This is a genomic window from Lysobacter zhanggongensis (assembly GCF_046638635.1).
GTDB lineage: Bacteria > Pseudomonadota > Gammaproteobacteria > Xanthomonadales > Xanthomonadaceae > Novilysobacter > Novilysobacter luteus.
The window spans coordinates 1-26,058 of the sequence record NZ_JBJXHK010000026.1; the positions used below are offsets into that span (position 1 = coordinate 1).

Genomic DNA, 26,058 nt, shown 5'->3' on the forward strand with positions numbered 1-26,058 from the left:
GCGACAACGTGAAGATGGTCGTCTCGCTGATCAACCCGATCGCCATGGACGAAGGCCTGCGCTTCGCGATCCGCGAAGGCGGCCGTACCGTCGGCGCCGGCGTGGTCTCCAAGATCATCAAGTAATGCCGATCCGGGCCAGCGCCCGGGTTGAATGCTCCATCCGCCGCCAGGTTCGCTTGGCGGCGGTCGTTTCCAGGCAGGTGCTTGCACTGTGTTCTGGAAACCCGTTAGAATGCGCGACCACCGTGGGCCTCATGAACATGCAGGCCCGCGAACCAGCGAAATGAGGGGCAGGAAGCACCTCGTCTTCGCCAGACAGGGATATGTCGCATGGTGCTGCCTGGCCCGGTTTCCGGCCAATGGCGGCTTCATGCGTTCTTAGATTCCGTCTGGGCGGGCCGGGAAACCGGCCTGCCTTGATTTTTGAAGGACGCCGGCGCGGTCTGGCCGGAATGCATTCCACCGGGGTTCGGCGCAACCAGTCGTCGGCCCGTCGCTCTTTTAACCAAGGAACACCGTCATGGCGGACCAGAAGATCCGGATTCGGCTGAAGGCGTACGATCATCGTCTGATCGACCGCTCGGCCAGCGAGATCGTCGAAACGGCCAAGCGGACCGGCGCGCAAGTGCGTGGCCCGATCCCGCTGCCGACCAAGATCGAGCGCTACACCATTCTCACCTCGCCGCACGTCGACAAGGACGCGCGCGACCAGTACGAGACCCGCACGCACAAGCGCGTGCTCGACATCGTCGACCCCAACGACAAGACCGTGGACGCGCTCATGAAGCTCGAGCTCGCGGCAGGCGTCGACGTCCAGATCAAGCTGACCTGAGGCCAACCACATGACTGCGAAGAAGTATTCGCTGGGCATCGTCGGTCGCAAGGCCGGCATGAGCCGGTTCTTCACCGAAGACGGCAAGTCCGTCCCGGTGACGCTGATCGAGGCGACCCCGAACCGCATCACCCAGATCAAGACCACCGATACCGACGGCTACAGCGCGGTGCAGGTGACCGTCGGCGTCAAGCGCGCCGCGCTGGTCAACAAGCCCGAGGCGGGCCACCTGGCCAAGGCCAAGGTCGACGCCGGCCGTGGCCTGTGGGAGTTCCGCGTGGCCGACGACAAGATCGGCGACTTCGAGGTTGGCGGCGAGATCCGCGCCGACATCTTCGAGGCCGGCCAGGTCGTTGACGTCCAGGGCGTGACCAAGGGCAAGGGCTTCCAGGGCACGATCAAGCGCTGGAACTTCCGCATGGGCGACGCCACCCACGGTAACTCGCTGTCGCATCGTTCCCCGGGTTCGATCGGTCAGCGCCAGACCCCCGGTCGCGTGTTCCCGGGCAAGAAGATGTCCGGCCACATGGGCTCGGTCCAGCAGAGCACCCAGGGCCTGCAGGTGGTGAAGGTCGACGCAGAGCGCGGCCTGATCGCCATCCGCGGCGCAGTGCCGGGCGCGCCGGGCGGTGACGTGATCGTCCGCCCGTCGAGCAAGGGAGTATGACGATGGAACTTGCCATCAATAACAGCAGCAAGACCGTGTCGGTGTCCGACGAGATCTTCGGCCGCGAGTTCAGCGAGGACCTGGTCCACCAGGTCGTGGTCGCGTACCGCAATGCCGGCCGTGCCGGCACCAAGGCGCAGAAGACCCGCTCGGAAGTCGCCGGCACCACCAAGAAGTCGAAGAAGCAGAAGGGTGGCGGTGCACGTCACGGCGCCCTGACCGCTCCGATCTTCGTCGGTGGTGGCGTGACCTTCGCGGCCAAGCCGCGCAGCTTCGCGCAGAAGGTCAACCGCAAGATGTACCGCGCCGCGATGGCCGCGATCCTGTCCGAGCTCAACCGCCAGGGCCGCATCATGGTCGTGGAGTCGCTGGACATCGAGTCGCCGAAGACCAAGGGCATGATCTCCATGCTCAAGGACCTTGGTGCGGGTCGCCGTCCGCTGCTGGTCACCGAGGATGCCACCGAGAACCTGTACCTCTCGGCGCGCAACCTGCCGTATGTCGAAGTCCGCGACGTGCAGGGCCTGGATCCGGTCGCGCTGGTTGGCGCCGACTCGGTCGTGGTCACCGCCGATGCGGTCAAGAAGATCGAGGAGTGGCTGGCATGAACGACGCCAAGCTCTACAACGTGATCCGTGCGCCGCGTGTGTCCGAAAAGACCGCGCGCCTGCAGGAAGTTTCCAACCAATACGTCTTCGAAGTGGCGACGACTGCTACCAAGGCCGACATCAAGGTCGCCGTGGAGAAGCTGTTCGACGTCAAGGTCGAGGCAGTCAACGTGGTCAACGTGAAGGGCAAGTCCAAGGCCTTCAAGTTCCGCATGGGCCGCCGCGCCGACTGGCGCAAGGCGTACGTGAAGCTGGCTGAAGGCCAGTCGATCGACGTGATGGCCAAGGCCTGAGGACTAGACCCATGGCATTGATGACTTTCAAACCCACCTCGCCCGGCCGCCGTTCCGCGGTCCGCGTGGTGACCCCGGGCCTGCACAAGGGCGCCCCGCACGCTCCGCTCCTCGAGAAGAAGAGCAAGACCGGCGGTCGCAACCACCATGGCCGGATCACCACCCGCCACATCGGTGGTGGCCACAAGCAGCACTACCGCATCATCGATTTCAAGCGCAACAAGGAAGGCATCCCGGCGCGCGTGGAGCGGATCGAATACGATCCCAACCGCACTGCCCACATCGCCCTGCTGTGCTACGTCGATGGCGAGCGTCGTTACATCATCGCGCCCAAGGGCCTGAAGGATGGCGACCAGGTGATTGCCGGCCGTGACGCCCCGATCCGCGTGGGCAACACCCTGCCGCTGAGCAACATCCCGGTTGGTTCGACCGTCCACTGCATCGAGATGAAGCCCGGCAAGGGCGCCCAGCTGGCGCGTGCCGCCGGCGCCGGCGTGCAGTTGGTCGCTCGCGAGCAGGGCTACGCCACGCTGCGCCTCCGCTCCGGCGAGATGCGCAAGGTGCCGGTCGAGTGCCGCGCCACCATCGGTGAAGTCGGCAACGTCGAGCACAACCTCGAGAAGCTCGGCAAGGCCGGTGCCAAGCGTTGGCGTGGTGTTCGCCCGACCGTCCGCGGCGCGGCGATGAACCCCGTCGACCACCCGCACGGTGGTGGTGAGGCCAAGGCCGGCCAGGGCAACCCGCATCCGGTCACCCCGTGGGGCGTTCCGACCAAGGGTTACAAGACCCGCAAGAACAAGCGCACCCAGCAGTTCATCGTGCGCGATCGTAGGAGCTAATCGGCCATGGCACGTTCACTCAAGAAGGGCCCGTTCGTCGACCACCATCTCATCAAGAAGGTGGAGGCTGCGGCCAACAACAAGAAGCCGATCAAGACCTGGTCGCGTCGCTCGATGGTTCTGCCGGAGATGGTGGGTTTCACCATCGCCGTGCACAACGGTCGCAACCACATCCCCGTGCTGGTCAACGAGAACATGGTTGGCCACAAGCTCGGCGAGTTCGCCCTGACCCGTACGTTCAAGGGTCACGTGGCCGACAAGAAGAGCCGCTAAGGAGATGACCATGGAAGCGAAAGCAATCCTGCGCACCGCGCGCATCTCGCCGCAGAAGGCCCGCCTGGTCGCTGACCAGGTCCGTGGCCTGAGCGCCGAGCGTGCCGTCAACCTGCTCAAGTTCTCGGACAAGAAAGCCGCCGCGATGATCCGCAAGGTCGTCGAGTCGGCCATCGCCAACGCCGAGAACAACCAGGGTGCCGACATCGACGAGCTCAAGGTCAAGACCATCATGGTCGACGAAGGTCCGACGCTGAAGCGTTTCATGGCCCGTGCGAAGGGACGCGGTACCCGCATCCTCAAGCGCACCAGCCATATCACCGTCGTCGTCGGCGAGGGGAAGTAACTCATGGGTCATAAAGTTCATCCGATCGGCATCCGCCTTGGCATTTCCAAGGACTGGAACTCGAAGTGGTTCGCCGGCAAGAAGCAGTACGCCGAGTACCTCGCGGCCGACCTGAAGGTCCGCGAGATGCTGCGCAAGAAGCTTGCCCAGGCAGGCATCTCCAAGATCTTCATCGAGCGTCCGGCCAACAACGCCCGCGTGACGATCCACACCGCCCGTCCGGGCGTGGTGATCGGCAAGCGTGGCGAGGACATCGACAAGCTGCGCAAGGAAGTCAGCGACATGATGGGCGTCCCGGCGCACATCAACGTGACCGAGGTCCGCAAGCCCGAGCTCGACGCGCAGCTGGTCGCCGAGTCGATCGCGCAGCAGCTCGAGCGCCGCATCATGTTCCGCCGCGCAATGAAGCGCGCAGTGGGCAATGCGATGCGCCTGGGCGCGCTGGGCATCAAGGTCAACGTCGCCGGCCGCCTCAACGGCGCCGAGATCGCGCGTTCGGAGTGGTACCGCGAAGGCCGCGTGCCGCTGCATACCCTCCGCGCCGATATCGACTACGGCTTTGCCGAAGCCAAGACGACCTACGGGATCATCGGCATCAAGGTCTGGGTCTACAAGGGCGAGATCTTCGATTTCTCCCAGGTCGGCCAGGAAAAGCAGGACGATAGCCCGCGTGGCGACCGCGGTGACCGCGGCGACCGTCGCGACCGTGGCCCGCGTCCGCCGCGTGAATCGAGGTAACCGACCATGTTGCAACCCAAGCGAACCAAATACCGCAAGATGCACAAGGGCCGCAACGACGGCCTGGCATGGAGCGGCAACGCCGTCAGCTTCGGCGAGTACGGCCTGAAGGCGACCGCCCACGGCCAGATCACCGCGCGCCAGATCGAGGCCGCGCGCCGGTCCATCAGCCGCTACGTCAAGCGTGGCGGCAAGATGTGGATCCGCGTGTTCCCCGACAAGCCGATCACCAAGAAGCCGATCGAAGTCCGAATGGGCTCCGGCAAGGGCAACGTCGAGTACTGGGTCGCGCAGATCCAGCCCGGCCGGATGATCTACGAGATCGAGGGCGTGGGTGAGGACGTGGCGCGCGAGGCGTTCCGCCTTGCCGCGGCCAAGCTCTCGGTGACCACAACTTTCGTTACCCGGACGGTGCGCTGATGGAACTCAAGCAACTGCGTGAAAAGTCGGCTGACGAGCTCCAGGCCCACCTGACCGAGCTGCATAAGGAGAGCTTCGCCCTCCGCATGCAGAAGGCCACTGGCCAGCTCGCCAAGACCCACGAGGCCCGCCGGGTGCGCCGCGAGATCGCTCGCGTCAACACCCTGCTGGGTCAGAAGAAGTAAGGACCCGCCATGACCGACAACAATACAGAGAAGGCGCTGCGCACGGTCGAAGGACGCGTGGTCAGCAACAAGATGGACAAGACCGTCACCGTGCTCGTCGAGCGCCAGGTCAAGCACGCGCTGTACGGCAAGTACATCCGCCGCTCGTCCAAGCTCCACGCGCACGATGCAGACAATGCCTGCAACGAAGGCGACGTCGTCCGGGTGCGCGAAGTCGCCCCGATGTCCAAGACCAAGAACTGGAGCGTGGTTGAGATCGTCAGCCGCGCGGCCGAATAACGAGGAGGCTGAACCATGATCCAGATGCAAAGCTACCTCGGCGTGGCCGACAACTCCGGTGCGAAGGAAGTGATGTGCATCAAGGTGCTCGGCGGCTCCAAGCGCCGTTACGCGCACATTGGCGACATCATCAAGGTCACCGTCAAGGATGCGATCCCGCGGGGCAAGGTGAAGAAGGGCGACGTCTATGACGCCGTCGTGGTCCGCACCCGCAAGGGCGTCCGTCGCCCGGACGGCTCGCTGATCCGCTTCGATGGCAACGCCGCGGTGTTGCTCAACAACAAGCATGAGCCGATCGGCACCCGCATCTTCGGGCCCGTGACCCGTGAGCTGCGTTCCGAGAAGTTCATGAAGATCGTCTCGCTCGCACCTGAAGTGCTCTGAGCGGAGGAACCGACATGAACCGTATCAAGAAAGGCGACCAGGTCGTCGTGACCGCCGGCAAGGACAAGGGCAAGAAGGGTGATGTGGTGCGCGTGGCCGGCGACAAGGTCGTCGTGTCCAACGTCAACATCATCAAGCGCCACACCAAGCCCAACCCGCAGCTGGGCCAGCCCGGCGGCGTGATCGAGCGTGAGGCGCCGATCCATATCTCCAACGTGATGCTCTTCAACCCGGCCACCGGCAAGGGCGAGCGCGTTGGCATCAAGGTGCTGGAGGATGGACGCAAACTGCGTGTGTTCCGCTCCAGCGGTGAGGCGGTCGACGCCTGAGGAATGCTGAAATGAACACCCGGCTTGAAAAGTTCTACAAGGAAGAGGTCGTTCCCTCGCTGACGGCGAAGTTCGGCTACAAGAATCCAATGGAGGTGCCGCGCATCACCAAGATCACCCTGAACATGGGTGTGGGTGAGGCGGCCACCAACAAGAAGATCCTGGAGAATGCGGTCGCCGACATGACCAAGATCTCCGGCCAGAAGCCGATCGTGACCAAGAGCCGCGTTTCCGTGGCCTCGTTCAAGATCCGCGATGGCTGGCCGATCGGCTGCAAGGTGACTCTGCGTCGCCAGAAGATGTTCGAGTTCCTCGACCGCCTGATCAACGTCTCGCTGCCGCGCGTCCGCGACTTCCGCGGCGTGTCGGGCAAGGCGTTCGACGGCCGTGGCAACTACAACATGGGCGTCAAGGAACAGATCATCTTCCCGGAAATCGATTACGACCAGGTCGACGCGCTGCGCGGCATGGACATCGCGATCACCACCACCGCGAAGAGCGACGCCGAGGCGCGCGCCCTGCTGGAAGCCTTCCGCTTCCCGTTCCGCAACTGACCCGAGGATCAATACATGGCCAAGTCGTCCATGATCAACCGCGAGGTGAAGCGGGCCAAGCTGGCGGCGAAGTACGCCGCCAAGCGCGAAGAGCTGAAGAAGGTCATCGCCAGCCCGACCGCCTCGTATGAGGAGAAGGAAGAGGCCGTGGTCAAGCTGCAGAAGCTGCCGCGCGACTCTTCCCCGAGCCGCCAGCGCAACCGTTGCGCCATGACCGGCCGTTCGCGCGGCGTGTACCAGAAGTTCGGCCTTGGCCGCAACAAGCTGCGCGAAGCCACCATGCGCGGCGACGTGCCGGGCCTGCGTAAGGCCAGCTGGTAAGTCAAGCGGGCCCCGCGCCCGTGTTGGCCCAGGGCCGGCCAAGTCTGATAGACTAGTCGGCTCGCAATGCCAAAACGCCACGGCCGCCCGGCCGTGGCGTCACAACTGAATTCGCTATAGCGGATATCGGTGCACTCATCAGGAATCACACATGAGCATGACTGATCCCATCGCCGACATGTTCGTCCGCATTCGCAATGCGGCCGCGGTCGGCAAGCCGACGGTGAAGATGCCGTCTTCCAAGATCAAGGTGTCCATCGCCAAGGTCCTGCAGGACGAGGGCTACATCCTCGGTTCGCGCGTGACCGAGGTCGGCGCCGGCAAGAGCGAGCTCGAGATCGAGCTCAAGTACTACGAAGGCAAGCCGGTCATCGAGCAGCTCAAGCGCTTCTCGCGTTCGGGCCTGCGCCAGTACCGCGGCAAGGACGATCTGCCGAAGGTGCTCGGTGGCCTCGGCGTCGCCATCATTTCCACGTCCAAGGGCATCATGACCGATGCGCAGGCGCGCCAGCAGGGCGTCGGCGGTGAAGTCCTGTGCTTCGTGGCCTAAGGGAGTAACGACCATGTCCCGAGTTGCCAAGAAGCCGATCGCCCTGGCCAAGGGTGTCGAACTGAACGTCCAGCCCGAGAATGTGACCGTCAAGGGGCCCAAGGGCACCCTGTCGATCGCCAAGCCGGCCGGTATCGCCATCGTCATCGAGGACGGCCACGCGCAGCTGTCGGCCAACGAGCCGTCGCTGGTTCCGCTGACCGGAACCCTGCGCGCGATCGTCGCGAACATGGTGCACGGCGTGTCCGAAGGCTTCGAGCGCAAGCTCGAGCTGGTCGGCGTCGGCTACCGCGCCGCGATGCAGGGCAAGGACCTGAACCTGTCGCTGGGTTTCTCCCACCCGGTCCTGTTCAAGACCCCCGAGGGCATCACGATCACCACCCCGACCCAGACCGAAGTGGTCGTGGCCGGTGCCGACAAGCAGCGCGTCGGCGAAGTGGCTGCCAAGATTCGCGGTTTCCGTCCGCCGGAGCCCTACAAGGGCAAGGGCGTTAAGTACGCCGGCGAGAACATCATTCGCAAGGAAGCCAAGAAGGCCTAACCCGGCTTTCAGCTTTCGAGGACCTGACAATGAACAAGAACATCGCCCGCCTGCGCCGCGCCAAGTCGACCCGTGCGCACATCCGCGAACTCGGTGTGCCGCGCCTGTCGGTGCTGCGCACTGGCCAGCACCTGTACGCCCAGGTCTTCACCGCCGACGGCTCGAAGGTCCTGGCTGCCGCCTCGACCACCCAGTCCGACGTGAAGGATGGCCTGAAGAACGGCAAGAACGCCGACGCCGCCGCCAAGGTAGGCAAGGCGATCGCCGAGAAGGCCAAGGCGGCCGGCATCGAGAAGGTCGCGTTCGACCGCTCGGGCTACCGCTACCACGGCCGCATCAAGGTGCTTGCCGACGCCGCCCGAGAGGGTGGCCTGCAGTTCTGATGTCCGGGTGCGTGGGGCTTCGGCTCCGCGCGCCGGTTCCAGCTGCCGGCGCGGCCTGCGCCGGACGCTTGTGACGGGTTTCCGTCCCTGCGGCACGACCGAACTACTACACAACCATAAGCGGCCAAGCCGCAAGCAAACCTACCCAACATCCAGGAACTGAAATGGCTAACGAACGTGAATCGCGGGGGCGTGACCGCAACCGTGAGGAAATCGATGACGGCATGATCGAGAAGCTGATCGCGGTCAACCGCGTCAGCAAGACCGTCAAGGGTGGCCGCCAGTTCACCTTCACCGCGCTGACGGTGGTGGGTGACGGCGCCGGCAAGGTCGGCTTCGGCTACGGCAAGGCGCGCGAAGTGCCGGTCGCGATCCAGAAGTCGATGGAATACGCCCGCAAGAGCATGAGCAACGTCGAGCTCAATGGCGGCACCTTGTGGCACTCGGTGAAGTCCGGCCACGGCGCGGCGCGTGTGTACATGCAGCCTGCTTCCGAGGGTACTGGCGTCATCGCCGGTGGCGCGATGCGCGCCGTGCTCGAGGCGGTCGGCGTTAAGGACGTGCTGGCCAAGGCGGTCGGCTCGCGCAACCCGATCAATCTGGTGCGCGCGACCCTGCGCGGCCTGACGGAAATGCACTCGCCGGCCAAGATCGCGGCCAAGCGCGGCAAGAAGGTCGAGGATCTGATCAATGGCTAAGACTGAAAATAGCGGCGGCACCGTCAAGGTGCGTCTGGTCAAGGGCCTGCGCGGAAGCCAGGCGCGTCACCGCCTGTCGGTGAAGGCGCTCGGGCTCAACAAGCTCAACGACGTACGCGAACTTAAGGACAGCCCGCAGGTGCGGGGCCTGATCAACAAGGTCCACTACCTGGTCCGGGTCGAGGAGTAATCATCATGCGTCTCAACACTCTCAAGCCGGCTGACGGCGCCCGCACCGAGCGCACCCGCGTCGGTCGCGGTATCGGTTCGGGCCTGGGCAAGACCGCCGGCCGCGGCCACAAGGGTTCGTTCGCGCGCTCGGGCAAGGGCAAGATCAAGGCCGGCTTCGAAGGCGGCCAGATGCCGATGCACATGCGCCTGCCGAAGATCGGCTTCCGCAGCAAGACCGCCGGCGATACTGCCGAGGTCATGCTGTACCAGCTCGACAAGCTGGACGCCGGTGACATCGACTTCGCCGCGCTGCGCGCCGCCAAGCTGGTGCACAGCACTGCCAAGCGGGCCAAGATCGTGGCAAAGGGCGAGCTCAGCAAGAAGTTTGTGCTGAAGGGCCTGCTGGCCACGGCCGGTGCCAAGGCCGCGATCGAAGCGGCTGGCGGCAAGGTCGAGGAGTAATCCGGGCATGGCGCGAAGCGGCAACGCAATGGCCGGCATGGGCGGCGGGCTCGGCAAGTTCACCGAGCTCCGCCAGCGCCTGCTGTTCGTGATCGGCGCATTGATCGTCTATCGCATCGGTTGCTACATCCCGGTGCCGGGGGTCAATCCCGAAGCGATGCTGCGGCTGATGGAGACCCAGGAAGGCACCATCGTGGACATGTTCAACATGTTCTCCGGTGGTGCGCTGGAGCGCTTCAGCCTGTTCGCGCTCAACGTGATGCCGTACATCTCGTCCTCGATCATCATGCAGTTGCTGGTGCAGATGGTGCCCAGCATGAAGGCGATCCAGAAAGAGGGCGAGTCGGGCCGTCGCAAGATTAACCAGTGGTCGCGCATGGGCGCGATCCCGCTGGCGGTGTTCCAGGCGTGGGGCATCGCCACCGCGCTTCAGGCCGGTGGGGCCAGCCAGGGCATCCCGGTGGTGTACAGCCCCGGCGTGGGCTTCATCCTGACCGCGGTCATCTCGCTGACCGCTGGCACCATGTTCCTGATGTGGCTGGGTGAGCAGGTAACCGAGCGCGGCATCGGCAACGGCGTTTCGTTGATCATCTTCGCCGGCATCGTGGCCGGTCTCCCGTCGGCCGCCATCGGCATGTTCGAGCAGGTCCGCAACGGTGAGATGAGCACGCTGCTGGCGCTCGCGATCGTCGCGATCGTGCTGGCGGTCACCTACTTCGTGGTCTTCGTCGAGCGCGGCCAGCGCCGGATCACGGTCAACTACGCACGCCGCCAGGGTGGCCGCAGCGCGTACATGAACCAGTCGTCCTTCCTGCCGCTCAAGCTCAACATGTCGGGCGTGATCCCGCCGATCTTCGCCTCGAGCATCGTGATGTTCCCGGCCACCGCGGCCGCGTGGTTCGGCCAGGGCGACGCTTCCTCTAAGATGCTGCAGGTCAGCCAGTGGCTGAGCCCGGGCGAGCCGCTGCACATGATCCTGTACGGCGGGCTGATCGCAGGCTTCGCGTTCTTCTACACGGCTCTGGTGTTCAACTCACAGGAAACCGCCGACAACCTGAAGAAGTCGGGCGCCCTGATCCCGGGCATCCGTCCCGGCAAGGCGACCGCCGACTACGTGGACGCGGTGCTTACCCGCCTCACCGCCGCGGGCGCCGCCTACCTGGTACTTGTCTGCCTGCTGCCGGAGGTGATGCGCAGCCAGATGGGGATTTCGTTCTACTTCGGCGGCACATCGCTTCTGATCGTGGTGGTGGTGGTGATGGACTTCATTGCGCAAATCCAGGCGCACTTGATGTCCCACCAGTACGAGAGCCTGCTGAAAAAGGCGAACCTGAAGGGTTCGCGGGCAGGCCGCTGATCTGACCGGTGTCCGGCGACTTGTCGCCGGCACCTGCGCCCCGGCAAAACCCGGTGGCGCGAACGTTGTATCGGAATGCCGGGCACAGCTCCCGGCTTCCAGCAGGGCGACCCGTGCGATGTCTCGCGCGCGGGTGGGTCTGGACCGGTCCGCGCGCCAGAGTAGCGCGCGGTGCTCGGGGGCGACGGCTGACACCGTTGCCGTCTGGCAGTCCCGATCCGTCGCCGGAGCATGGGCACACTCCCCATGCCGTGGCACGTCGCGCCTTGGCGCGGCGCGCTTCCTATGAACCCGAGACCTTGTTACAATTTCTGATTCACTCTGTCGAGTGTTCCTCCAGCCGGGTTGTCAGGACCCGGCGGCCAAACCAGTTGGAGATCGCGTTATGGCGCGTATTGCGGGCGTCAACCTGCCTGCCCAGAAGCACGTCTGGGTCGGGCTGCAAAGCATCTACGGCATCGGCCGTACCCGTTCCAAGAAGGTCTGCGAGTCGGCCGGCGTCAATTCGTCGACCAAGATCCGCGACCTTTCCGAGCCGGAAGTCGAAGCGCTGCGCGCCGAGATCGGCAAGTTCGTCGTCGAGGGCGACCTTCGCCGCGAAATCGGCATGGCGATCAAGCGTCTGATGGACCTGGGCAGCTATCGCGGCCTGCGTCATCGTCGTGGCCTCCCGCTGCGCGGCCAGCGCACCAAGACCAATGCACGCACCCGCAAGGGTCCGCGCAAGGCCATCAGGAAGTAAGGGGTAAACAATGGCCAAGCCAGCACAAGCCAAGACGAAGAAGAAGATCAAGCGCGTCGTGACCGACGGCATCGCCCACGTCCACGCTTCGTTCAACAACACCATCATCACGATCACCGACCGCCAGGGCAATGCACTGTCGTGGGCGACTTCGGGTGGCGCGGGTTTCCGCGGCTCGCGCAAGTCGACCCCGTTCGCTGCCCAGGTCGCCGCGGAGAAGGCCGGCAAGGCCGCCCTCGACTACGGCGTGAAGTCGCTGGAAGTGCGCATCAAGGGCCCGGGTCCGGGTCGGGAGTCCGCCGTTCGTTCGCTGAACAACGTCGGCTACAAGATCATCAACATCATCGACGTGACGCCCATCCCGCACAACGGATGCCGCCCGCCGAAGAAGCGTCGCGTCTGAGGAGCTGAAGAACCATGGCTCGTTATATTGGTCCCAAGTGCAAGCTCTCGCGCCGCGAAGGTGTCGACCTCGGCCTGAAGTCGCCGGCCCGGGCGCTTGATTCGAAGTGCAAGCTGGAGCAGAAGCCCGGCCAGCACGGTCCCGTCGCCCGTCGCGGCAAGCTGTCCGATTACGCCAACCAGCTGCGCGAGAAGCAGAAGGTCAAGCGTATCTACGGCCTGCTGGAGCGTCAGTTCCGCAACTACTACAAGAAGGCGGCCGCCAAGCGCGGCAACACGGGCGAGATCCTGCTGCAGCTGCTGGAAACCCGCCTGGATAACGTCGTCTACCGCATGGGCTTCGCGGTGACCCGGCCGGCCGCGCGCCAGCTGGTGTCGCACCGTGGCGTCACCGTCAACGGCAAGCCGGTCAACCTGCCGTCGTACCAGGTCAAGGCCGGCGATGCGGTCGCGCTGTCCGAGCGTGCCCAGAAGCAGCTCCGCGTCCAGGAGTCGCTGACCGTCGCGCAGCAGATGGACCTGTCGCCATCGTGGATCGAAGTCGACTCGAAGAAGTTCGCCGGCGTGTTCAAGGCGGTGCCGGACCGCACCGACCTGCCGGCCGATATCAACGAAGCGTTGATCATCGAGCTCTACTCGAAGTAATCCACTGTTCTTGAGCTTCCCGGCCCCGGTCGGAAGCTCGCAGGAGACCCCACAACATGACGGTTACCGCCAATCAGGTACTGCGTCCCCGCGGTCCCCAGATCGAACGCCTCGCAGGCAACCGCGCGAAGGTCGTGATCGAGCCGCTCGAGCGCGGCTACGGCCACACCCTCGGCAACGCGCTGCGTCGCGTGCTGCTGTCCTCGATCCCCGGCTTCGCCATCACCGAAGTCGAGATCGACGGCGTGCTGCACGAGTACACCACGGTCGAGGGGCTGCAGGAGGACGTGCTCGAAGTCCTGCTCAACCTCAAGGACGTCGCGATCCGCATGCACACCGGCGAGTCGGCGACGCTCTCGCTGGCCAAGCAGGGTCCCGGCATCGTCACCGCGGCCGATATCAAGACCGACCACAACGTCGAGATCCTCAACGGTGAGCATGTCATCGCCCATCTGACCAAGGACACGGCGCTGAACATGCGGCTCAAGATCGAGCGTGGCTACGGCTACCAGCCGGCCGCCGCGCGTCGCCGCCCCGACGAGGAGACCCGTTCGATCGGCCGCCTGATGCTGGATGCCAGCTTCAGCCCGGTTCGTCGCGTCGCCTACGCCGTCGAAGCCGCCCGCGTCGAGCAGCGCACCGACCTCGACAAGCTCGTGATCGACATCGAGACCAACGGCACGATCGACGCCGAGGAAGCCGTGCGCACCGCCGCCGACATCCTCAGTGACCAGCTGTCGGTGTTCGGCGACTTCACCCACCGCGACCGCGGTGCGGCGAAGCCGGCCAGCAACGGGGTCGACCCGATCCTGCTGCGCCCGATCGACGACCTGGAGCTGACCGTGCGTTCGGCCAACTGCCTCAAGGCCGAGAGCATCTACTACGTCGGCGATCTGATCCAGAAGACCGAAGTCGAACTGCTCAAGACGCCGAACCTCGGCAAGAAGTCGCTCACCGAGATCAAGGAAGTCCTCGCCCAGCGCGGCCTTTCGCTCGGCATGAAGCTCGAGAACTGGCCGCCGGCGGGGATTGCCTCGCACGGCATGATGGGCTGAGCCGGTAAGTAACAACACGGATCCCCGCTCCGGCGGGGGTCCGCGCAACGCAGCAGCAGTTGAAACACACGCGTCGATGGGTCTGAAGCCCACGGCGCCGTCGGTCAGGGATGGCCGGCCAGGACCATCCGCAGTCCAAGCCTCCAACGCCATGATGGCGACAACGACGTCCAACAGCTCCAGCATTCATCAGGAATCAGACCCATGCGCCACCAAAAGTCCGGCCGCAAATTCAGCCGCACCAGTGCCCACCGCGATGCGATGTTCTCCAACATGGCAGCGTCGATCATCAAGCACGGTGCCATCCGTACCACCCTGCCCAAGGCCAAGGAGCTGCGTCGCGTTGCCGAGCCGCTGATCACCTTGGCCAAGAAGGACAGCGTCGCCAACCGTCGTCTCGCCTTCTCGCGCCTGCGCGACAAGGAAGCCGTCGGCACGCTGTTCGTCGAACTCGGCCCGCGTTACAGCGAGCGTCCGGGTGGCTACCTGCGCATCCTCAAGTGCGGCTTCCGCGCTGGCGACAATGCGCCGATGGCCTACGTCGAACTGGTTGACCGCCCGCAGGCTGCTGCGGAGTAAGTCTGCCCGGCGGCGGGTGGTTCGCCCCCGCGGTCGTCGTAAAAGCCCCGGCCATGCCGGGGCTTTTTCGTTCAAGCGGCACCCGCACGCGCGGCGCGGAATGCTTTGCATCGCAGCGTCCGCCCCGTATCTTGTCGCCCCATGACGACCTTGCCCGAAACCACCTTCCGCGCCCGGTTCCTGCTGGGGTTTACTGCCTGCGTCGCCCTGATTGCCTACGCGTTGTACACCCAGTTCTACGGCGGCCTGCTGCCGTGTCCGCTGTGCATCTTCCAGCGGGTGGCGTTCGCGGCGCTGGGCATGGTGTTCCTGGTCGGTGGCCTGCACGCGCCTGGGGCGGTGGGGCGACGTATCTATGGCGTGCTCGCACTGTTGGCATCGCTGGTCGGAATCGCGGTGGCCGGCAACCACGTGCGGCTGCAGCACCTGCCGCCGGACCAGGTGCCCGCCTGTGGCCCCGGCCTGGACTACATGCTCGACGTGATGCCCGTCAGTGGCGTCATCCGCAAGGTCATGACCGGCTCGGGCGAATGCGCCAACGTCGACTGGGCGTTCCTCGGCCTGTCGATGCCGGCGTGGAGCCTGGTCTGGTTCGTGCTGTTGGCGGCGTGGGCGGCCTTCGCCGCGTTCACCCGACGCGGGGTGGCTCGACGGCGCTGACCGGGGCTCTGGCAGTCGCGCCCATTGCGCTGCGTGCATGTGGCGCAGATCATGATGGGCTGACATGCAATCACGATCGAAGTGCCAATGCCCACCCGCGACCGCAACCTGCAACCCGTGAACCTCCCCGCTGACTGGAGCGTCGACTCCTGGCGGGCGCGGCCCGCGGCGCAACTGCCGACCTATCCCGATCCGGTCGAGCTGGAAGCGGTGCTCGGCGAGCTGAAGTCGCTGCCGCCGCTGGTCACGTCGTGGGAGATCCTGGCGCTGCGCCAGCAGCTGGCCGAGGCCCAGGAAGGTAAACGCTTCCTGTTGCAGGGCGGGGACTGCGCCGAGACCTTCGACGCGTGTTCGTCCGAGGTGGTGTCCAACCGGCTCAAGGTCCTGCTGCAGATGAGCCTGGTGCTCGTGCACGGCCTGCGCAAGCCGGTGGTCAGGGTAGGGCGGTTCGCCGGCCAGTACGCCAAGCCGCGCAGCGCCGACACCGAGACGATCGGCGGCCTGACCCTGCCCAGTTACCGCGGCGACATGGTCAACGCGCCCGCGTTCGACGCCGACGCGCGGCGACCGGACCCGCGTCGTATGGTCAAGGCGCACGCGCGCTCGGCGATGACGATGAACTTTGTCCGCGCCCTCATCGACGGTGGCTTTGCCGATCTGCACCACCCGGAGTACTGGGACCTCAATTGGGTTGGCCACTCGCCGCTGGCGGACGAATACCGGGAGATGGTCGAGGCGATCGGCGATGCGGTGCGGTTCATGGAGACGCTCTCGGGCTCGGAGGTGCACAACCTCAACCGGGTCGACTTCTACACCTCGCACGAGGCGTTGCTGCTGCCCTATGAGGCGGCATTGACGCGACAGGTCCCGCGCCACTGGGGCTGGTTCAACCTGGGCACCCACTTCCCGTGGATCGGCATGCGAACGGCCGCGATCGACGGCGCCCACGTCGAGTATTTCCGCGGCATCCGCAATCCGATTGCGCTGAAGGTCGGCCCGTCGGTCAGCGCCGACCAGCTGCTGCGCACGATCGACCTGCTCAACCCCGACGACGAACCGGGGCGCCTGACCTTCATCCACCGGATGGGCGCGGCCGCGATCGCCGAGCGCCTGCCGCCGCTGCTGGACGCGGTGCGCCGCGACGGCCGCCGCGTGCTGTGGGTGTGCGACCCGATGCACGGCAACACCGAGGGTACCGCCAACGGTTACAAGACCCGGCGGTTCTCCAACATCGGCAGCGAACTGGAGCAGGCCTTCGACCTGCATGCGGCGGCGGGCACGCGGCTGGGTGGCGTGCACCTGGAGCTGACCGGCGAGGATGTCACCGAATGCATGGGTGGTGCCCGCGACCTCACCGAAACCGACCTGGAGCGCGCGTATCGCTCGACCGTCGACCCGCGGTTGAACTACGAGCAGTCGCTGGAAGTGGCGATGCTGATCGTGCGCAAGCAGGCCACGCTGGCGGCTTGCGGCTAGTCCGGACGTGACCCACAAAAAAGCCGCCCGGTTGGGCGGCTTTTTCATGCCTGGCCCCCAGCGACCGGGGTCCAAGCATTGCGTCCGTCAGGCGCCGCGGCTGGCGCGCTTGCGGTCGTTCTCGGTGCGGTGCTTCTTGCGCAGGCGGATCTGCTTGGGCGTGACCTCGACCAGCTCGTCGTCGTCGATGAACTCCAGCGCCTGCTCCAGCGACAGCTTGATCGGCGGGATCAGCCCTTCGTCCTTGTCGGTGCCGGAGGCACGGAAGTTGGTCAGCTGCTTGCCGCGCAGGGCATTGACGGTCAGGTCGTTGTCCTTGGAGTTGATGCCGACGATCTGGCCCTCGTAGATCTCCTCGCCCGGCTCGATAAACAGCCGGCCGCGCTCCTGCATCGCGATCTGCGCGTACGCTGGCGACGGACCGGTGCCGTTGGAGATAAGCACGCCGTTCTGGCGCTGGCCGATTTCGCCCTCCATCTTCGGGGCGTAGTGGTCGAAGACGTGGAACAGCAGGCCGGTACCGGCGGTCAGCGTGCGGAACTCGGTCTGGAAACCGATCAGGCCACGCGCCGGGATGAGGAACTCCAGTCGCACGCGGCCCTTGCCGTCGGGCTCCATGTTCTGCAGCAGTGCCTTGCGCTCGCCCAGCCGGCCCATCACGCCGCCCTGGAACTGCTCCTCCATGTCCACCACCAGCTGCTCGAACGGCTCCTGCAGCTTGCCGTCGATCTCGCGGATGATTACTTCCGGACGCGACACCGCCAGCTCGTAGCCCTCGCGGCGCATGTTCTCGATCAGGATCGACAGGTGCAGTTCGCCACGGCCGCTGACCTTGAACTTGTCGGCATCGGCGGTGTCCTCGACCTTCAGCGCGACGTTGTGGGCGGTCTCGCGGGTCAGGCGGTCACGCAACTGGCGCGACGTCAGGAACTTGCCGCCACTGCGGTCCTTGACCCCGGCGAACGGCGAATCGTTGACCTGGAAGGTCATCGAGATGGTCGGCTCGTCGACGGTCAGGACCGGCAGTTGCTCGACCGCGGAGGGGTCGCACAGGGTGTCGGAGATGCCAAGCGGGTCGATGCCGGAGAACGCGATGATGTCGCCGGCGCTGGCCTCTGGCACTTCGATCCGCTCAAGACCCATGAAGCCGAGCACCTGCAGCACCTTGCCGTTGCGGGTCTTGCCCTCGCGGTCGATCACGGTGACCTGCTGGTTGGTCTTGACCTTGCCGCGCTGGATGCGGCCGACGCCGATCATGCCGACGTAGCTGTTGTAGTCCAGCGAGGTCACGCGCATCTGGAACGGGCCGTCGGGGTCGACGTCAGGCGCCGGCACGTGCTGGCAGATGGCTTCGAACAGCGGGGTCATGTCGCCGTCGCGCACGCTCTCGTCCATGCCCGCGTAGCCCTGCAGGCCGGAGGCGTAGACGGTGGTGAAGTCGAGCTGGTCGTCGGTGGCACCCAGGCGGTCGAACAGGTCGAATGTCTGGTCCAGCACCCAGCTGGCGCGCGCGCCCGGGCGGTCGACTTTGTTGACCACCACGATCGGCTTGAAGCCCATCGCGAAGGCCTTCTGGGTGACGAAGCGGGTCTGCGGCATCGGCCCGTCCATCGCGTCGACCAAGATCAGGACCGAGTCGACCATCGACAGCACGCGCTCGACCTCGCCGCCGAAGTCGGCATGCCCGGGGGTGTCGACGATGTTGATGCGCCAGGTCTCGCCGGTCTTCGGGTCGGTCCAGCGGATCGCGGTGTTCTTCGAGAGGATCGTGATGCCACGCTCCTTCTCGATGTCGCCGCTGTCCATCACGCGCTCGGACAGGACCGTGCGCTCGTTGAGGGTGCCGGACTGCTTGAGCAGCTGGTCGACGAGGGTGGTCTTGCCGTGGTCGACGTGGGCGACGATGGCGATGTTGCGCAGGCGTTCGATGGACATGCGGAAGGGCGCCTGGGGCGCGGCTCTTTTTGAAAGGAAGTCGGCCAGTATATAGAAAAGGTCCGCCCGAACGGCGGTCGCCTGGCGCTGGGGTATCCTTGGCGGTCGACGCATTCATCTTCCACCGGAGCATCCCCCATGAGCCTGATCGCCACTTTCGACACCGACCGCGGTCCGATCCGCATCCAGATGGAGCCCGAGAAGGCCCCGCTGACCGTGGCCAACTTCGCCAACCTGGCCCAGCGCGGCTTCTACGACGGCCTCAACTTCCACCGCGTGATCAACGATTTCATGGTCCAGGGCGGCTGCCCGCAGGGCACCGGCACCGGCGGTCCGGGCTACCGTTTCGAGGACGAGACCTCCAACGGCCTGTCCCATGACCGCGGCGTCCTCTCGATGGCCAACGCGGGCCCGGGCACCAACGGCAGCCAGTTCTTCATCACCCACGTGCCGTGCCCGTGGTTGAACGGCAAGCACACCGTGTTCGGCAAGGTGCTCGAAGGCATGGACGTGGTCGACAGCATCAAGCAGGGCGACAAGATCAAGTCGGTGAAGCTCGAGGGCGACGTCGATGCCGCCATCGCCGCCAAGGCCGATCGCGTGGCCGACTGGAACAAGACCCTCGACGCCGGCAAGTAAAGCCGTCGCGCGCCCCAACGGGGTACTTTTCGGCCCGGCCACCCCCGGGCCGAATTAGTTTCACGTGGTACCATTTCGCGGCTGACCGGCCGCGGATCGCGGCCATCCGACCACCCCCACCCGAGGTCACCAAGATGCCCCAGCTCGCCCGGCGCATCGGTCGCGCCAAGCCCAGCGCGATCATGCAGATTGCCGAGAAGGCCAAGCGCCTGAAGTCAGAAGGCCGCGACATCATCAGCTTCTCGATCGGCGTTCCGAACTTCCTGCCGGGCGAGCACGTCTACCAGGCCGCCCGCGAGGCGCTGGAGCACGACAGCGGCCAGTACGGCAGCAACCGCGGCGCCGACGCGATGCTCGATGCGTTCCTGCAGCACATCGAAAAGATCGGGCTGACCGGATACACCAGGGCCAACCTCGCCACCGGCGTGGGCGCCAAGCACGTGCTCTACAACCTGGCCGAAGCACTGCTGGACGAGGGCGACACGATCGCCTTCCCGACCCCGTACTGGACCAGCTACCTCGACATCGCCGAGATCGTCGATGCCAAGGTCGACCTGCTTCCGTGCCCGCCGGAGCAGGACTACAAGCTCACCCCGGTCCAGCTCGACGCCGCGCTGGCAAAGAAGCCGCGGGTGTTCCTGTTCAACAACCCGTCCAACCCGACCGGCATGGTCTACGGCAGGGACGAGATCGCGGCACTGGCGGACGTCATCGCCAAGTATCCGGACACCTGGATCATCACCGACGACATCTACAACCGGATGGTGTTCGACGGCGTGGGGTACCACAACTTCGTGCATTGCCGCCCGGAGCTGAAGGACCGCGTGATCTTCGTCGACTCGCTGTCCAAGACCTACGGCATGCCCGGCTGGCGCGTCGGCTTCATGGCTGGCCCGGAAGTGGTGGCCCAGGCCGTGGTGACCATGAACTCCAACCACATCACCAGCCTGCCCGAAGTGGTCAATGCCGCCGCCACCGCCGCGCTGTCCGGCCCGCAGGACGTGCCCGACGCCAAGTGCGCGGAGTTCCAGGCCAAGCGCGACCAGGTCATGGCGGTGATGGACTCGATCCCCGGCGTGGTCTGCCCGCGGCCGCAGGGTGCGTTCTACGTGTTCCCCGACATCAGCTGCGCGTTCGGCAAGACCCATGGGCCGACCGGCAAGGTGGTCGGCAACGACGTCGAGTTCTGCAGCGTGCTGCTGGAGGCCAAGGGTGTTGCCTGCGTGCCGGGCTCGGCATTCGGCGAGCCGCGCGCACTGCGCATCAGCTACACCTGCCCGACGCCACAGCTGGCGCCCGGCATCGAACGCTTCAAGGAATTCTTCAGCGAGCTGAGCTGAAGCCGGCGCCCCGTCCGGCCACTGGCCGACGGGGCTGCCTTCGCATTACGGCCGCGCGCGGCGATCCGCCGCGCACGACGATCCAACCGCCACACGTTCCCGGAGATCGACCATGAAATCCCCCGTCCGCGTTGCCGTTACCGGCGCTGCCGGCCAGATCGGCTATTCCCTGCTGTTCCGTATCGCCTCCGGCGAGATGCTCGGCAAGGACCAGCCGGTGATCCTGCAGATGCTCGAGCTGCCGATGGAGAAGGCTCAGGCCGCGCTCAAGGGCGTGATGATGGAGCTGGAGGACTGTGCGTTCCCGCTGCTGGCCGGCATGGTCGGCACCGACGACGCCGAAGTCGCGTTCAAGGACGCCGACATCGCCCTGCTGGTCGGCGCGCGTCCGCGCGGCCCGGGCATGGAGCGCAAGGACCTGCTGCTGGAGAACGCCAAGATCTTCACCGCCCAGGGCGCCGCGCTGAACAAGGTCGCCAGCCGCGACGTCAAGGTGCTGGTGGTCGGCAACCCGGCCAATACCAATGCCTACATCGCCATGAAGTCCGCCCCGGACCTGAAGGCGAAGAACTTCACCGCGATGCTGCGGCTGGACCACAACCGCGCCCTGAGCCAGCTGGCCAACAAGGCGGACGTTGCGGTGGGCGACATCAAGAAGCTGGTGGTGTGGGGCAACCACAGCCCGACCATGTATCCCGACTACCGCTTCGCGACCGTCAACGGCGCGTCGCTGAAGGACAAGGTCAACGACGCCGACTGGAACTCCAACGAGTTCATCCCCAAGGTCGGCAAGCGTGGCGCGGCGATCATCGAGGCGCGCGGCCTGTCGTCGGCGGCGTCGGCCGCCAACGCCGCGATCGACCACATCCGCGACTGGGTGCTGGGCAGCAACGGCGACTGGGTGACCATGGGCGTGCCTTCCGACGGCAGCTACGGCATCCCCGAGGGCATCATCTACGGCGTGCCGGTGACCACCCAGAACGGCGAGTACAAGCGCGTCGCAGGGTTGGAGATCGATGCGTTCTCGCGCGAGCGCATGGACAAGACCCTGGCCGAGCTCGAGGAAGAGCGCGAGGGCGTCGCCCACCTGCTGGGCTGATCCGCACCAGGCGGTATGTTCTCGGAGGGCGGTCCCGTTGGGCCGCCCTTCGCCGTATCCGGTTCGTGGACAGGGGGAGCAGGGAGCCCATGGCAACAATCGCATCGCGCACCGGAAGCAGGACGAGCGACCGCACGCTTCTGCTTCTGGAAATCGCCGGGATCGTCGTCCTGGCGACCATCCTCGCCCTCCAGGTCGCTCCGGAGCCCTTCAGTGACTGGCGCTACTACTGGGAGGCCGCGGGCGACCCGGCCCGCTACGAGCGCGGCGGCGCGGTGCTGGTCCTGCTGGGCTGGCTCAAGCGGCTCGGTGCTTCGCCGCACGTCACCATGCTCGGGCTCAACCTGGCCGCGGCAGGCGCCACGCTGATGCTGGCCCGGCGCGCCGACCCGGCGCCGGGCAAATGGATGGCGCACCTGGTCGCGCTGTACCTGCTGCTGCTGGCGCCGTACTACGGAATCGTCCAGCTCGACCTGCTCGCCTCGGCGAGCCTCGGCCTCGGGCTGGTGCTGATCCTGCATCCACCGGCGCGACCGGGCCGGTACGGTTCGGCGGCAGTGGCCATCCTCGCGGTGGCCGCGGCGGTGTCCACCCGTCCGCAGTTCCTGCTGGTGCTGACCGCCCTGGGCGGGCTGCTGGTCCTGGCCTGGTGGGTGGGCCGCAAGCTCCGCTCCAACGCGCTGCTTCTGGCTGCAGGGCTGCTGTTCGCCGGGGCGCTGGCGGGCTTCGGCTTCGACTCCGCACTGCGGGCCCAGGCCGAACGCAGCGGCGCGATCCGGACGAACTCGTCGGTGACGCTGTATTCGGGCCTGCTCGCCTCGTCCACACGCCCCGCCGACTGCGGCCGGTGGTCGCCCGGGGCCACGGCCACGATGCGGTCCGACCTGGGCAAGCCCCTGGGCCAGGCCGTGATGGAGCGCCTCCAGAAGCAGCCGGTATCGCACTGGGCAGCGGTGATGGCCTGCAAGGTTCCGCAGATCGTCGCGCCGCCACCGTTTGCGTGGGCGTGGCTGATGGAGTCGCCGTCCTCCGGCGAGCGGCCACAGGCCGGCACCGTCCGGGCCGTCGCCGTGGCCGAACAACTGGTGTATCGCCTCCTCACCGGCGTGTTCTATGTACTGGCGTTGCTGGTCGCGTGGAGGCAACGATCGTCGGGGCACCTGCGCTGGCTGCCGATGCTGTGGCTGCTCGCGTTCGGTCTGGTCCACCTGGTCTTCGAGGTGCAGGGGAGGTACTTCCTGGCGATGCTGCTGCTCCTGCCGGTCCTGTGTGCGCTGGTGACGCGCGGCCGGGAGCGTGCAACGGGCGCATCGGGCCGCTCGGATAGAATCACCGGCTTGCCACCCCACGTGGAGAACCCATGAGCCACATTTCCGCCGGCGCGCGCTTCCGCGAGGCCGTCGCCACCGAGTCCCCGTTGCAGGTGATGGGTGCCATCACCGCCTATGCCGGCCTGATGGCCAGGCGCGTGGGCTACAAGGCGCTGTACCTGTCCGGCGGCGGAGTCGCCGCCAACTCGCTGGGCATGCCGGACCTGGGCATCTCGACGATGGAGGACGTGCTGACCGACGCGCGCCGGATAGTGGAAGCCACCGCCTTGCCTCTGCTGGTCGACATCGATACCGGCTGGGGCGGGGCGTTCAACATCGCCCGCACGATCCGCAGCTTCGAGCGCACCGGCGTCGCCGCGGTGCACATGGAGGACCAGGTCGGCCAGAAGCGCTGCGGCCACCGGCCCGGCAAGGAAGTGGTGAGCCGCGACGAAATGGTCGACCGGGTCAAGGCCGCGGTCGATGCGCGCGTCGACCACGGCTTCGTGGTCATGGCGCGCACCGACGCCGCCGCGGTGGAGGGTATCGACTCGGCGATAGAGCGTGCCGTCGCCTACGTCGAGGCGGGCGCCGACATGATCTTCCCGGAGGCGATGAGGTCGCTCGACGACTACCGCAAGTTCAAGGCGGCGGTGAAGGTGCCGATCCTGGCCAACCTGACCGAGTTCGGTTCGACACCTTTCTTCACCACCGACGAGCTGCGCGAGGCCAACGTCGACATCGCGCTGTACTGCTGCGGCGCGTACCGGGCGATGAACAAGGCCGCGTTGCACTTCTACGAGACGGTGCGCCGCGAGGGCACCCAGAAGAACATCATCGACACGCTGCAGACGCGCGCCGAGCTGTACGACTTCCTCGGCTACCACACGTACGAAGACAAACTCGACGCGCTGTTCGCGCAGCAGCAGGACAAGGAATAAGCCATGAGTGACAACAACACCCTGCCCAAGCCCAAGAAGTCGGTCGCCCTGTCGGGCACCGCGGCCGGCAACACCGCGCTGTGCACCGTCGGCCGCAGCGGCAACGACCTGCACTACCGCGGCTACGACATCAAGGACCTGGCCACCCGGTCCACGTTCGAGGAGGTGGCCCACCTGCTCGTGCACGGCGCGCTGCCCACCCGTGCCCAGCTGGACGCCTACCGGACCAAGCTGCGTCGCCTTCGCGGCCTTCCGGCGATCGTCACCGAGGCGCTGGAACTGGTGCCCGCCAACGCCCACCCCATGGACGTGTTGCGGACCGGCTGCTCGGTGCTCGGCACCGTGCTGCCCGAGCGCGACGGCCACCCGGCCAGCGAGGCGCGCGACATCGCCGACCGACTGATCGCGTCCTTCGGCTCGATGCTGTTGTACTGGTGGCACTTCACCCGCAACGGCCGCCGCATCGATGTCGAGACCGACGACGACAGCGTGGCCGCGCACTTCCTGCACCTGCTGCATGGCGAGCCGCCGAGCGCCCTGCACGCCGATTCGCTCGACAAGTCGCTGGTGCTGTACGCCGAGCACGAGTTCAACGCGTCGACGTTTACCGCGCGCGTGATCGCCGGCACCGGCTCGGACCTGCATTCGTGCCTGACCGGCGCCATCGGCGCGCTGCGTGGGCCCAAGCACGGTGGTGCGAATGAGGTGGCGATGGACATCATCAGCCGCTACGCGACTGCCGACGAGGCCGAGGCCGACATCCGTGCGCGGATGGAGCGCAAGGAAATCGTGATCGGCTTCGGCCATCCGGTGTACACGGTGGGCGACCCGCGCAACCCGATCATCAAGGAGATCAGCCGCAAGCTCTGCAGCGACGGCGGCAACCAGGTGCTGTTCGATGTCAGCGAGCGCATCGAGAACCTGATGATGGACACCAAGAAGATGTTCCCGAACCTCGACTGGTACAGCGCCAGCGCGTACCACATGATGGGCATCCCGACCCCGCTGTTCACCCCGCTGTTCGTGATCGCCCGCACCACCGGCTGGAGCGCGCACGTGATCGAGCAGCGCGAGGACGGCAAGATCATCCGCCCGAGCGCCAACTACACCGGGCCGGAAGACCGCGAATACGTGCCGATCGAAAGCCGCTGAGCGGTACCGCAGCAACGAAAAGGCCGCGCAATTGCGCGGCCTTTTTTGTGGACGGGGGGAAGGGGGTTACGCCAGCCCTTCTGCCTCCAGCGCGGCGCGCACGCCCGGGTCGGCATCCATTCGTGACTTGAACGCATTGACGTTGTCGAGCCCCGAGAGGTCGATGCCCAGCCGGCTCGCCCAGCGCAGGGTCACGTAGAGGTAGGGATCGGCGACGCTGCGGAACCCGGCCAGCCAGTCGCGGCCCGCCAGCTGGCGGTCGGCGGCCTCGTACAGGCCGCGCAGGCGGGTGCGCGCCGCGTCCTGCACGGTGGCGTGCTCGGCCTGGTCGGGATGGAACTTGCCGGGCGCGAACAGTGGGGTAAAGGCCGGATGCACGTCGGAGTTGACGAACGACAGCCAACGCACCGCCTGCGCACGCTGCCGCGCGCTGCCATCGCCCGCGAGGCCGGCGTCGGGGAAGGTGTNCGAACAGTGGGGTAAAGGCCGGATGCACGTCGGAGTTGACGAACGACAGCCAACGCACCGCCTGCGCACGCTGCCGCGCGCTGCCATCGCCCGCGAGGCCGGCGTCGGGGAAGGTGTCGGCGATGTAGCCCATGATCGCGGCATTCTGGGTCAGCACGAAGTCGCCATCCACGACGGCCGGGACGGCGCCGGTGGGATTGATCGCGCGATACTCCGGCGATTTCATCGTCTCCGCGTCCAAGACTTCCACCTCGAACGTTCCACCGGTCCATTGCAGTGCGATGTGGTCGGCGGTCGAGCAGGCGCCTGGCTTGGTGTACAGCTTCATGCATGCCTCCGTAGCGATTGCGTGTCGTCAAACGACGACGGGCCGGCATTGTCGC

At 66.1% G+C, this 26,058-nt stretch carries 37 protein-coding genes and 2 pseudogenes; 36 read left to right on the top strand and 3 right to left on the bottom strand.

All coding sequences use genetic code 11. The features are described 5' to 3' along the window. The 30 genes from ACKVMH_RS06460 to ACKVMH_RS06605 all read left to right on the top strand — a co-directional run. On the top strand, positions 1 to 125 hold a 125-nt coding region (locus tag ACKVMH_RS06460; RefSeq protein ID WP_459167102.1), incomplete at its 5' end, for an EF-Tu C-terminal domain-related protein. A 397-nt stretch (positions 126 to 522) separates the two neighbouring features. Continuing rightward, on the top strand, positions 523 to 834 hold the full coding sequence (rpsJ, locus tag ACKVMH_RS06465; RefSeq protein ID WP_036212661.1) for a 30S ribosomal protein S10: 312 nt from the start codon (positions 523 to 525) through the stop codon (positions 832 to 834). Between the two features lie 10 nt (positions 835 to 844). Beyond that, positions 845 to 1,501, top strand: coding sequence for a 50S ribosomal protein L3 (gene rplC, locus ACKVMH_RS06470; RefSeq protein ID WP_215218601.1), 657 nt, complete (start codon positions 845 to 847; stop codon positions 1,499 to 1,501). After that, a complete protein-coding gene (rplD, locus tag ACKVMH_RS06475) occupies positions 1,498 to 2,109 on the top strand; it encodes a 50S ribosomal protein L4 (RefSeq protein ID WP_456307127.1) in 612 nt (203 codons plus the stop codon). The genes rplC and rplD overlap by 4 nt, the downstream gene beginning before the upstream one ends. After that, on the top strand, positions 2,106 to 2,402 hold the full coding sequence (gene rplW, locus ACKVMH_RS06480) for a 50S ribosomal protein L23 (protein WP_036212652.1): 297 nt from the start codon (positions 2,106 to 2,108) through the stop codon (positions 2,400 to 2,402). Before rplD ends, rplW begins: the two co-directional genes overlap by 4 nt. 11 nt (positions 2,403 to 2,413) lie before the next feature. After that, positions 2,414 to 3,241, top strand: coding sequence for a 50S ribosomal protein L2 (gene rplB / locus ACKVMH_RS06485; RefSeq protein ID WP_215218599.1), 828 nt, complete (start codon positions 2,414 to 2,416; stop codon positions 3,239 to 3,241). 6 nt (positions 3,242 to 3,247) lie between these two features. Continuing rightward, positions 3,248 to 3,514, top strand: a complete 267-nt coding sequence (gene rpsS, locus ACKVMH_RS06490) for a 30S ribosomal protein S19 (RefSeq protein WP_036212645.1) — start codon at positions 3,248 to 3,250, stop codon at positions 3,512 to 3,514. A 10-nt stretch (positions 3,515 to 3,524) separates the two neighbouring features. Continuing rightward, positions 3,525 to 3,860, top strand: a complete 336-nt coding sequence (gene rplV, locus ACKVMH_RS06495; RefSeq protein WP_215218598.1) for a 50S ribosomal protein L22 — start codon at positions 3,525 to 3,527, stop codon at positions 3,858 to 3,860. Positions 3,861 to 3,863: 3 nt separating this feature from the next. Further along, a complete protein-coding gene (rpsC, locus tag ACKVMH_RS06500) occupies positions 3,864 to 4,598 on the top strand; it encodes a 30S ribosomal protein S3 (RefSeq protein ID WP_215218597.1) in 735 nt (244 codons plus the stop codon). Between the two features lie 6 nt (positions 4,599 to 4,604). Then, complete coding sequence (gene rplP / locus ACKVMH_RS06505; protein WP_215218596.1) at positions 4,605 to 5,018, top strand: 50S ribosomal protein L16; 414 nt, start codon at positions 4,605 to 4,607, stop codon at positions 5,016 to 5,018. After that, positions 5,018 to 5,203, top strand: coding sequence for a 50S ribosomal protein L29 (rpmC, locus tag ACKVMH_RS06510; protein WP_215218595.1), 186 nt, complete (start codon positions 5,018 to 5,020; stop codon positions 5,201 to 5,203). Before rplP ends, rpmC begins: the two co-directional genes overlap by 1 nt. A 9-nt stretch (positions 5,204 to 5,212) precedes the next feature. Beyond that, entirely contained in the window at positions 5,213 to 5,482 is a 270-nt protein-coding gene (gene rpsQ / locus ACKVMH_RS06515; protein ID WP_215218594.1) for a 30S ribosomal protein S17, read from the top strand. A 15-nt stretch (positions 5,483 to 5,497) separates the two neighbouring features. Beyond that, positions 5,498 to 5,866 (top strand): 50S ribosomal protein L14, encoded by a 369-nt coding sequence (rplN, locus tag ACKVMH_RS06520; protein ID WP_031373826.1) that lies wholly within the window; start codon positions 5,498 to 5,500, stop codon positions 5,864 to 5,866. A 14-nt stretch (positions 5,867 to 5,880) separates the two neighbouring features. Then, positions 5,881 to 6,195: a 50S ribosomal protein L24 gene (rplX, locus tag ACKVMH_RS06525; protein ID WP_215218593.1), complete on the top strand. Its 315-nt coding sequence runs from the start codon at positions 5,881 to 5,883 to the stop codon at positions 6,193 to 6,195. Between the two features lie 11 nt (positions 6,196 to 6,206). After that, on the top strand, positions 6,207 to 6,749 hold the full coding sequence (gene rplE / locus ACKVMH_RS06530; protein ID WP_215218592.1) for a 50S ribosomal protein L5: 543 nt from the start codon (positions 6,207 to 6,209) through the stop codon (positions 6,747 to 6,749). A 15-nt stretch (positions 6,750 to 6,764) separates the two neighbouring features. Further along, complete coding sequence (rpsN, locus tag ACKVMH_RS06535) at positions 6,765 to 7,070, top strand: 30S ribosomal protein S14 (protein WP_215218591.1); 306 nt, start codon at positions 6,765 to 6,767, stop codon at positions 7,068 to 7,070. A gap of 151 nt (positions 7,071 to 7,221) precedes the next feature. After that, a complete protein-coding gene (gene rpsH, locus ACKVMH_RS06540; RefSeq protein WP_215218590.1) occupies positions 7,222 to 7,620 on the top strand; it encodes a 30S ribosomal protein S8 in 399 nt (132 codons plus the stop codon). Positions 7,621 to 7,633: 13 nt separating this feature from the next. Further along, the gene (gene rplF / locus ACKVMH_RS06545) at positions 7,634 to 8,161 is read left to right on the top strand and encodes a 50S ribosomal protein L6 (protein ID WP_215218589.1); all 528 of its coding nucleotides are present in this window, start codon (positions 7,634 to 7,636) and stop codon (positions 8,159 to 8,161) included. Positions 8,162 to 8,184: 23 nt separating this feature from the next. Further along, a complete protein-coding gene (gene rplR / locus ACKVMH_RS06550) occupies positions 8,185 to 8,544 on the top strand; it encodes a 50S ribosomal protein L18 (RefSeq protein ID WP_215220376.1) in 360 nt (119 codons plus the stop codon). 164 nt (positions 8,545 to 8,708) lie between these two features. Continuing rightward, on the top strand, positions 8,709 to 9,242 hold the full coding sequence (gene rpsE / locus ACKVMH_RS06555) for a 30S ribosomal protein S5 (RefSeq protein ID WP_215218588.1): 534 nt from the start codon (positions 8,709 to 8,711) through the stop codon (positions 9,240 to 9,242). After that, positions 9,235 to 9,432, top strand: a complete 198-nt coding sequence (rpmD, locus tag ACKVMH_RS06560; protein ID WP_215218587.1) for a 50S ribosomal protein L30 — start codon at positions 9,235 to 9,237, stop codon at positions 9,430 to 9,432. The genes rpsE and rpmD overlap by 8 nt, the downstream gene beginning before the upstream one ends. After that, the gene (gene rplO / locus ACKVMH_RS06565) at positions 9,432 to 9,875 is read left to right on the top strand and encodes a 50S ribosomal protein L15 (protein WP_215220375.1); all 444 of its coding nucleotides are present in this window, start codon (positions 9,432 to 9,434) and stop codon (positions 9,873 to 9,875) included. The genes rpmD and rplO overlap by 1 nt, the downstream gene beginning before the upstream one ends. 7 nt (positions 9,876 to 9,882) lie before the next feature. Further along, positions 9,883 to 11,232, top strand: a complete 1,350-nt coding sequence (gene secY, locus ACKVMH_RS06570) for a preprotein translocase subunit SecY (RefSeq protein ID WP_215218586.1) — start codon at positions 9,883 to 9,885, stop codon at positions 11,230 to 11,232. A 385-nt stretch (positions 11,233 to 11,617) separates the two neighbouring features. Then, entirely contained in the window at positions 11,618 to 11,974 is a 357-nt protein-coding gene (rpsM, locus tag ACKVMH_RS06575; protein WP_215218585.1) for a 30S ribosomal protein S13, read from the top strand. A gap of 10 nt (positions 11,975 to 11,984) precedes the next feature. Continuing rightward, positions 11,985 to 12,377, top strand: coding sequence for a 30S ribosomal protein S11 (rpsK, locus tag ACKVMH_RS06580; protein WP_215218584.1), 393 nt, complete (start codon positions 11,985 to 11,987; stop codon positions 12,375 to 12,377). Between the two features lie 14 nt (positions 12,378 to 12,391). Continuing rightward, the gene (gene rpsD, locus ACKVMH_RS06585) at positions 12,392 to 13,021 is read left to right on the top strand and encodes a 30S ribosomal protein S4 (protein WP_215218583.1); all 630 of its coding nucleotides are present in this window, start codon (positions 12,392 to 12,394) and stop codon (positions 13,019 to 13,021) included. A gap of 56 nt (positions 13,022 to 13,077) precedes the next feature. Beyond that, positions 13,078 to 14,076, top strand: a complete 999-nt coding sequence (locus ACKVMH_RS06590; RefSeq protein WP_215218582.1) for a DNA-directed RNA polymerase subunit alpha — start codon at positions 13,078 to 13,080, stop codon at positions 14,074 to 14,076. Positions 14,077 to 14,280: 204 nt separating this feature from the next. Continuing rightward, the gene (gene rplQ / locus ACKVMH_RS06595; protein WP_215218581.1) at positions 14,281 to 14,655 is read left to right on the top strand and encodes a 50S ribosomal protein L17; all 375 of its coding nucleotides are present in this window, start codon (positions 14,281 to 14,283) and stop codon (positions 14,653 to 14,655) included. Positions 14,656 to 14,796: 141 nt separating this feature from the next. Next, the gene (locus ACKVMH_RS06600; protein WP_412699685.1) at positions 14,797 to 15,315 is read left to right on the top strand and encodes a disulfide bond formation protein B; all 519 of its coding nucleotides are present in this window, start codon (positions 14,797 to 14,799) and stop codon (positions 15,313 to 15,315) included. An 87-nt stretch (positions 15,316 to 15,402) separates the two neighbouring features. Next, positions 15,403 to 16,791, top strand: a complete 1,389-nt coding sequence (locus ACKVMH_RS06605; protein WP_412699686.1) for a class II 3-deoxy-7-phosphoheptulonate synthase — start codon at positions 15,403 to 15,405, stop codon at positions 16,789 to 16,791. An 87-nt stretch (positions 16,792 to 16,878) separates the two neighbouring features. On the opposite strand, the gene typA is transcribed toward ACKVMH_RS06605, so the two are convergent. Next, a complete protein-coding gene (gene typA / locus ACKVMH_RS06610; protein ID WP_215218578.1) occupies positions 16,879 to 18,726 on the bottom strand; it encodes a translational GTPase TypA in 1,848 nt (615 codons plus the stop codon). Positions 18,727 to 18,864: 138 nt separating this feature from the next. On the opposite strand from typA, the gene ACKVMH_RS06615 reads away from it, so the two are divergent. The 6 genes from ACKVMH_RS06615 (at position 18,865) to prpC (ending at position 25,207) form a co-directional block, all read left to right on the top strand. After that, positions 18,865 to 19,365, top strand: a complete 501-nt coding sequence (locus ACKVMH_RS06615; protein WP_215218577.1) for a peptidylprolyl isomerase — start codon at positions 18,865 to 18,867, stop codon at positions 19,363 to 19,365. 134 nt (positions 19,366 to 19,499) lie between these two features. Next, on the top strand, positions 19,500 to 20,705 hold the full coding sequence (locus ACKVMH_RS06620; RefSeq protein WP_412699687.1) for an aminotransferase class I/II-fold pyridoxal phosphate-dependent enzyme: 1,206 nt from the start codon (positions 19,500 to 19,502) through the stop codon (positions 20,703 to 20,705). 112 nt (positions 20,706 to 20,817) lie between these two features. Next, positions 20,818 to 21,804, top strand: coding sequence for a malate dehydrogenase (locus ACKVMH_RS06625; protein ID WP_412699688.1), 987 nt, complete (start codon positions 20,818 to 20,820; stop codon positions 21,802 to 21,804). A gap of 89 nt (positions 21,805 to 21,893) precedes the next feature. Then, entirely contained in the window at positions 21,894 to 23,168 is a 1,275-nt protein-coding gene (locus ACKVMH_RS06630; RefSeq protein WP_412699689.1) for a hypothetical protein, read from the top strand. Then, positions 23,165 to 24,055: a methylisocitrate lyase gene (gene prpB / locus ACKVMH_RS06635; protein ID WP_412699690.1), complete on the top strand. Its 891-nt coding sequence runs from the start codon at positions 23,165 to 23,167 to the stop codon at positions 24,053 to 24,055. Before ACKVMH_RS06630 ends, prpB begins: the two co-directional genes overlap by 4 nt. Positions 24,056 to 24,058: 3 nt before the next feature. Beyond that, the gene (gene prpC / locus ACKVMH_RS06640) at positions 24,059 to 25,207 is read left to right on the top strand and encodes a bifunctional 2-methylcitrate synthase/citrate synthase (protein ID WP_412699691.1); all 1,149 of its coding nucleotides are present in this window, start codon (positions 24,059 to 24,061) and stop codon (positions 25,205 to 25,207) included. A gap of 66 nt (positions 25,208 to 25,273) precedes the next feature. On the opposite strand, the pseudogene ACKVMH_RS06645 reads toward prpC, so the two are convergent. Both ACKVMH_RS06645 and ACKVMH_RS06650 read right to left on the bottom strand, forming a co-directional pair. Beyond that, positions 25,274 to 25,684 (bottom strand): annotated as a pseudogene (locus ACKVMH_RS06645) (glutathione binding-like protein); the annotation flags it as partial. Then, positions 25,677 to 26,003 (bottom strand): annotated as a pseudogene (locus ACKVMH_RS06650) (glutathione S-transferase family protein); the annotation flags it as partial. The pseudogenes ACKVMH_RS06650 and ACKVMH_RS06645, both read right to left, overlap by 8 nt. Positions 26,004 to 26,058: the final 55 nt, after the last annotated feature.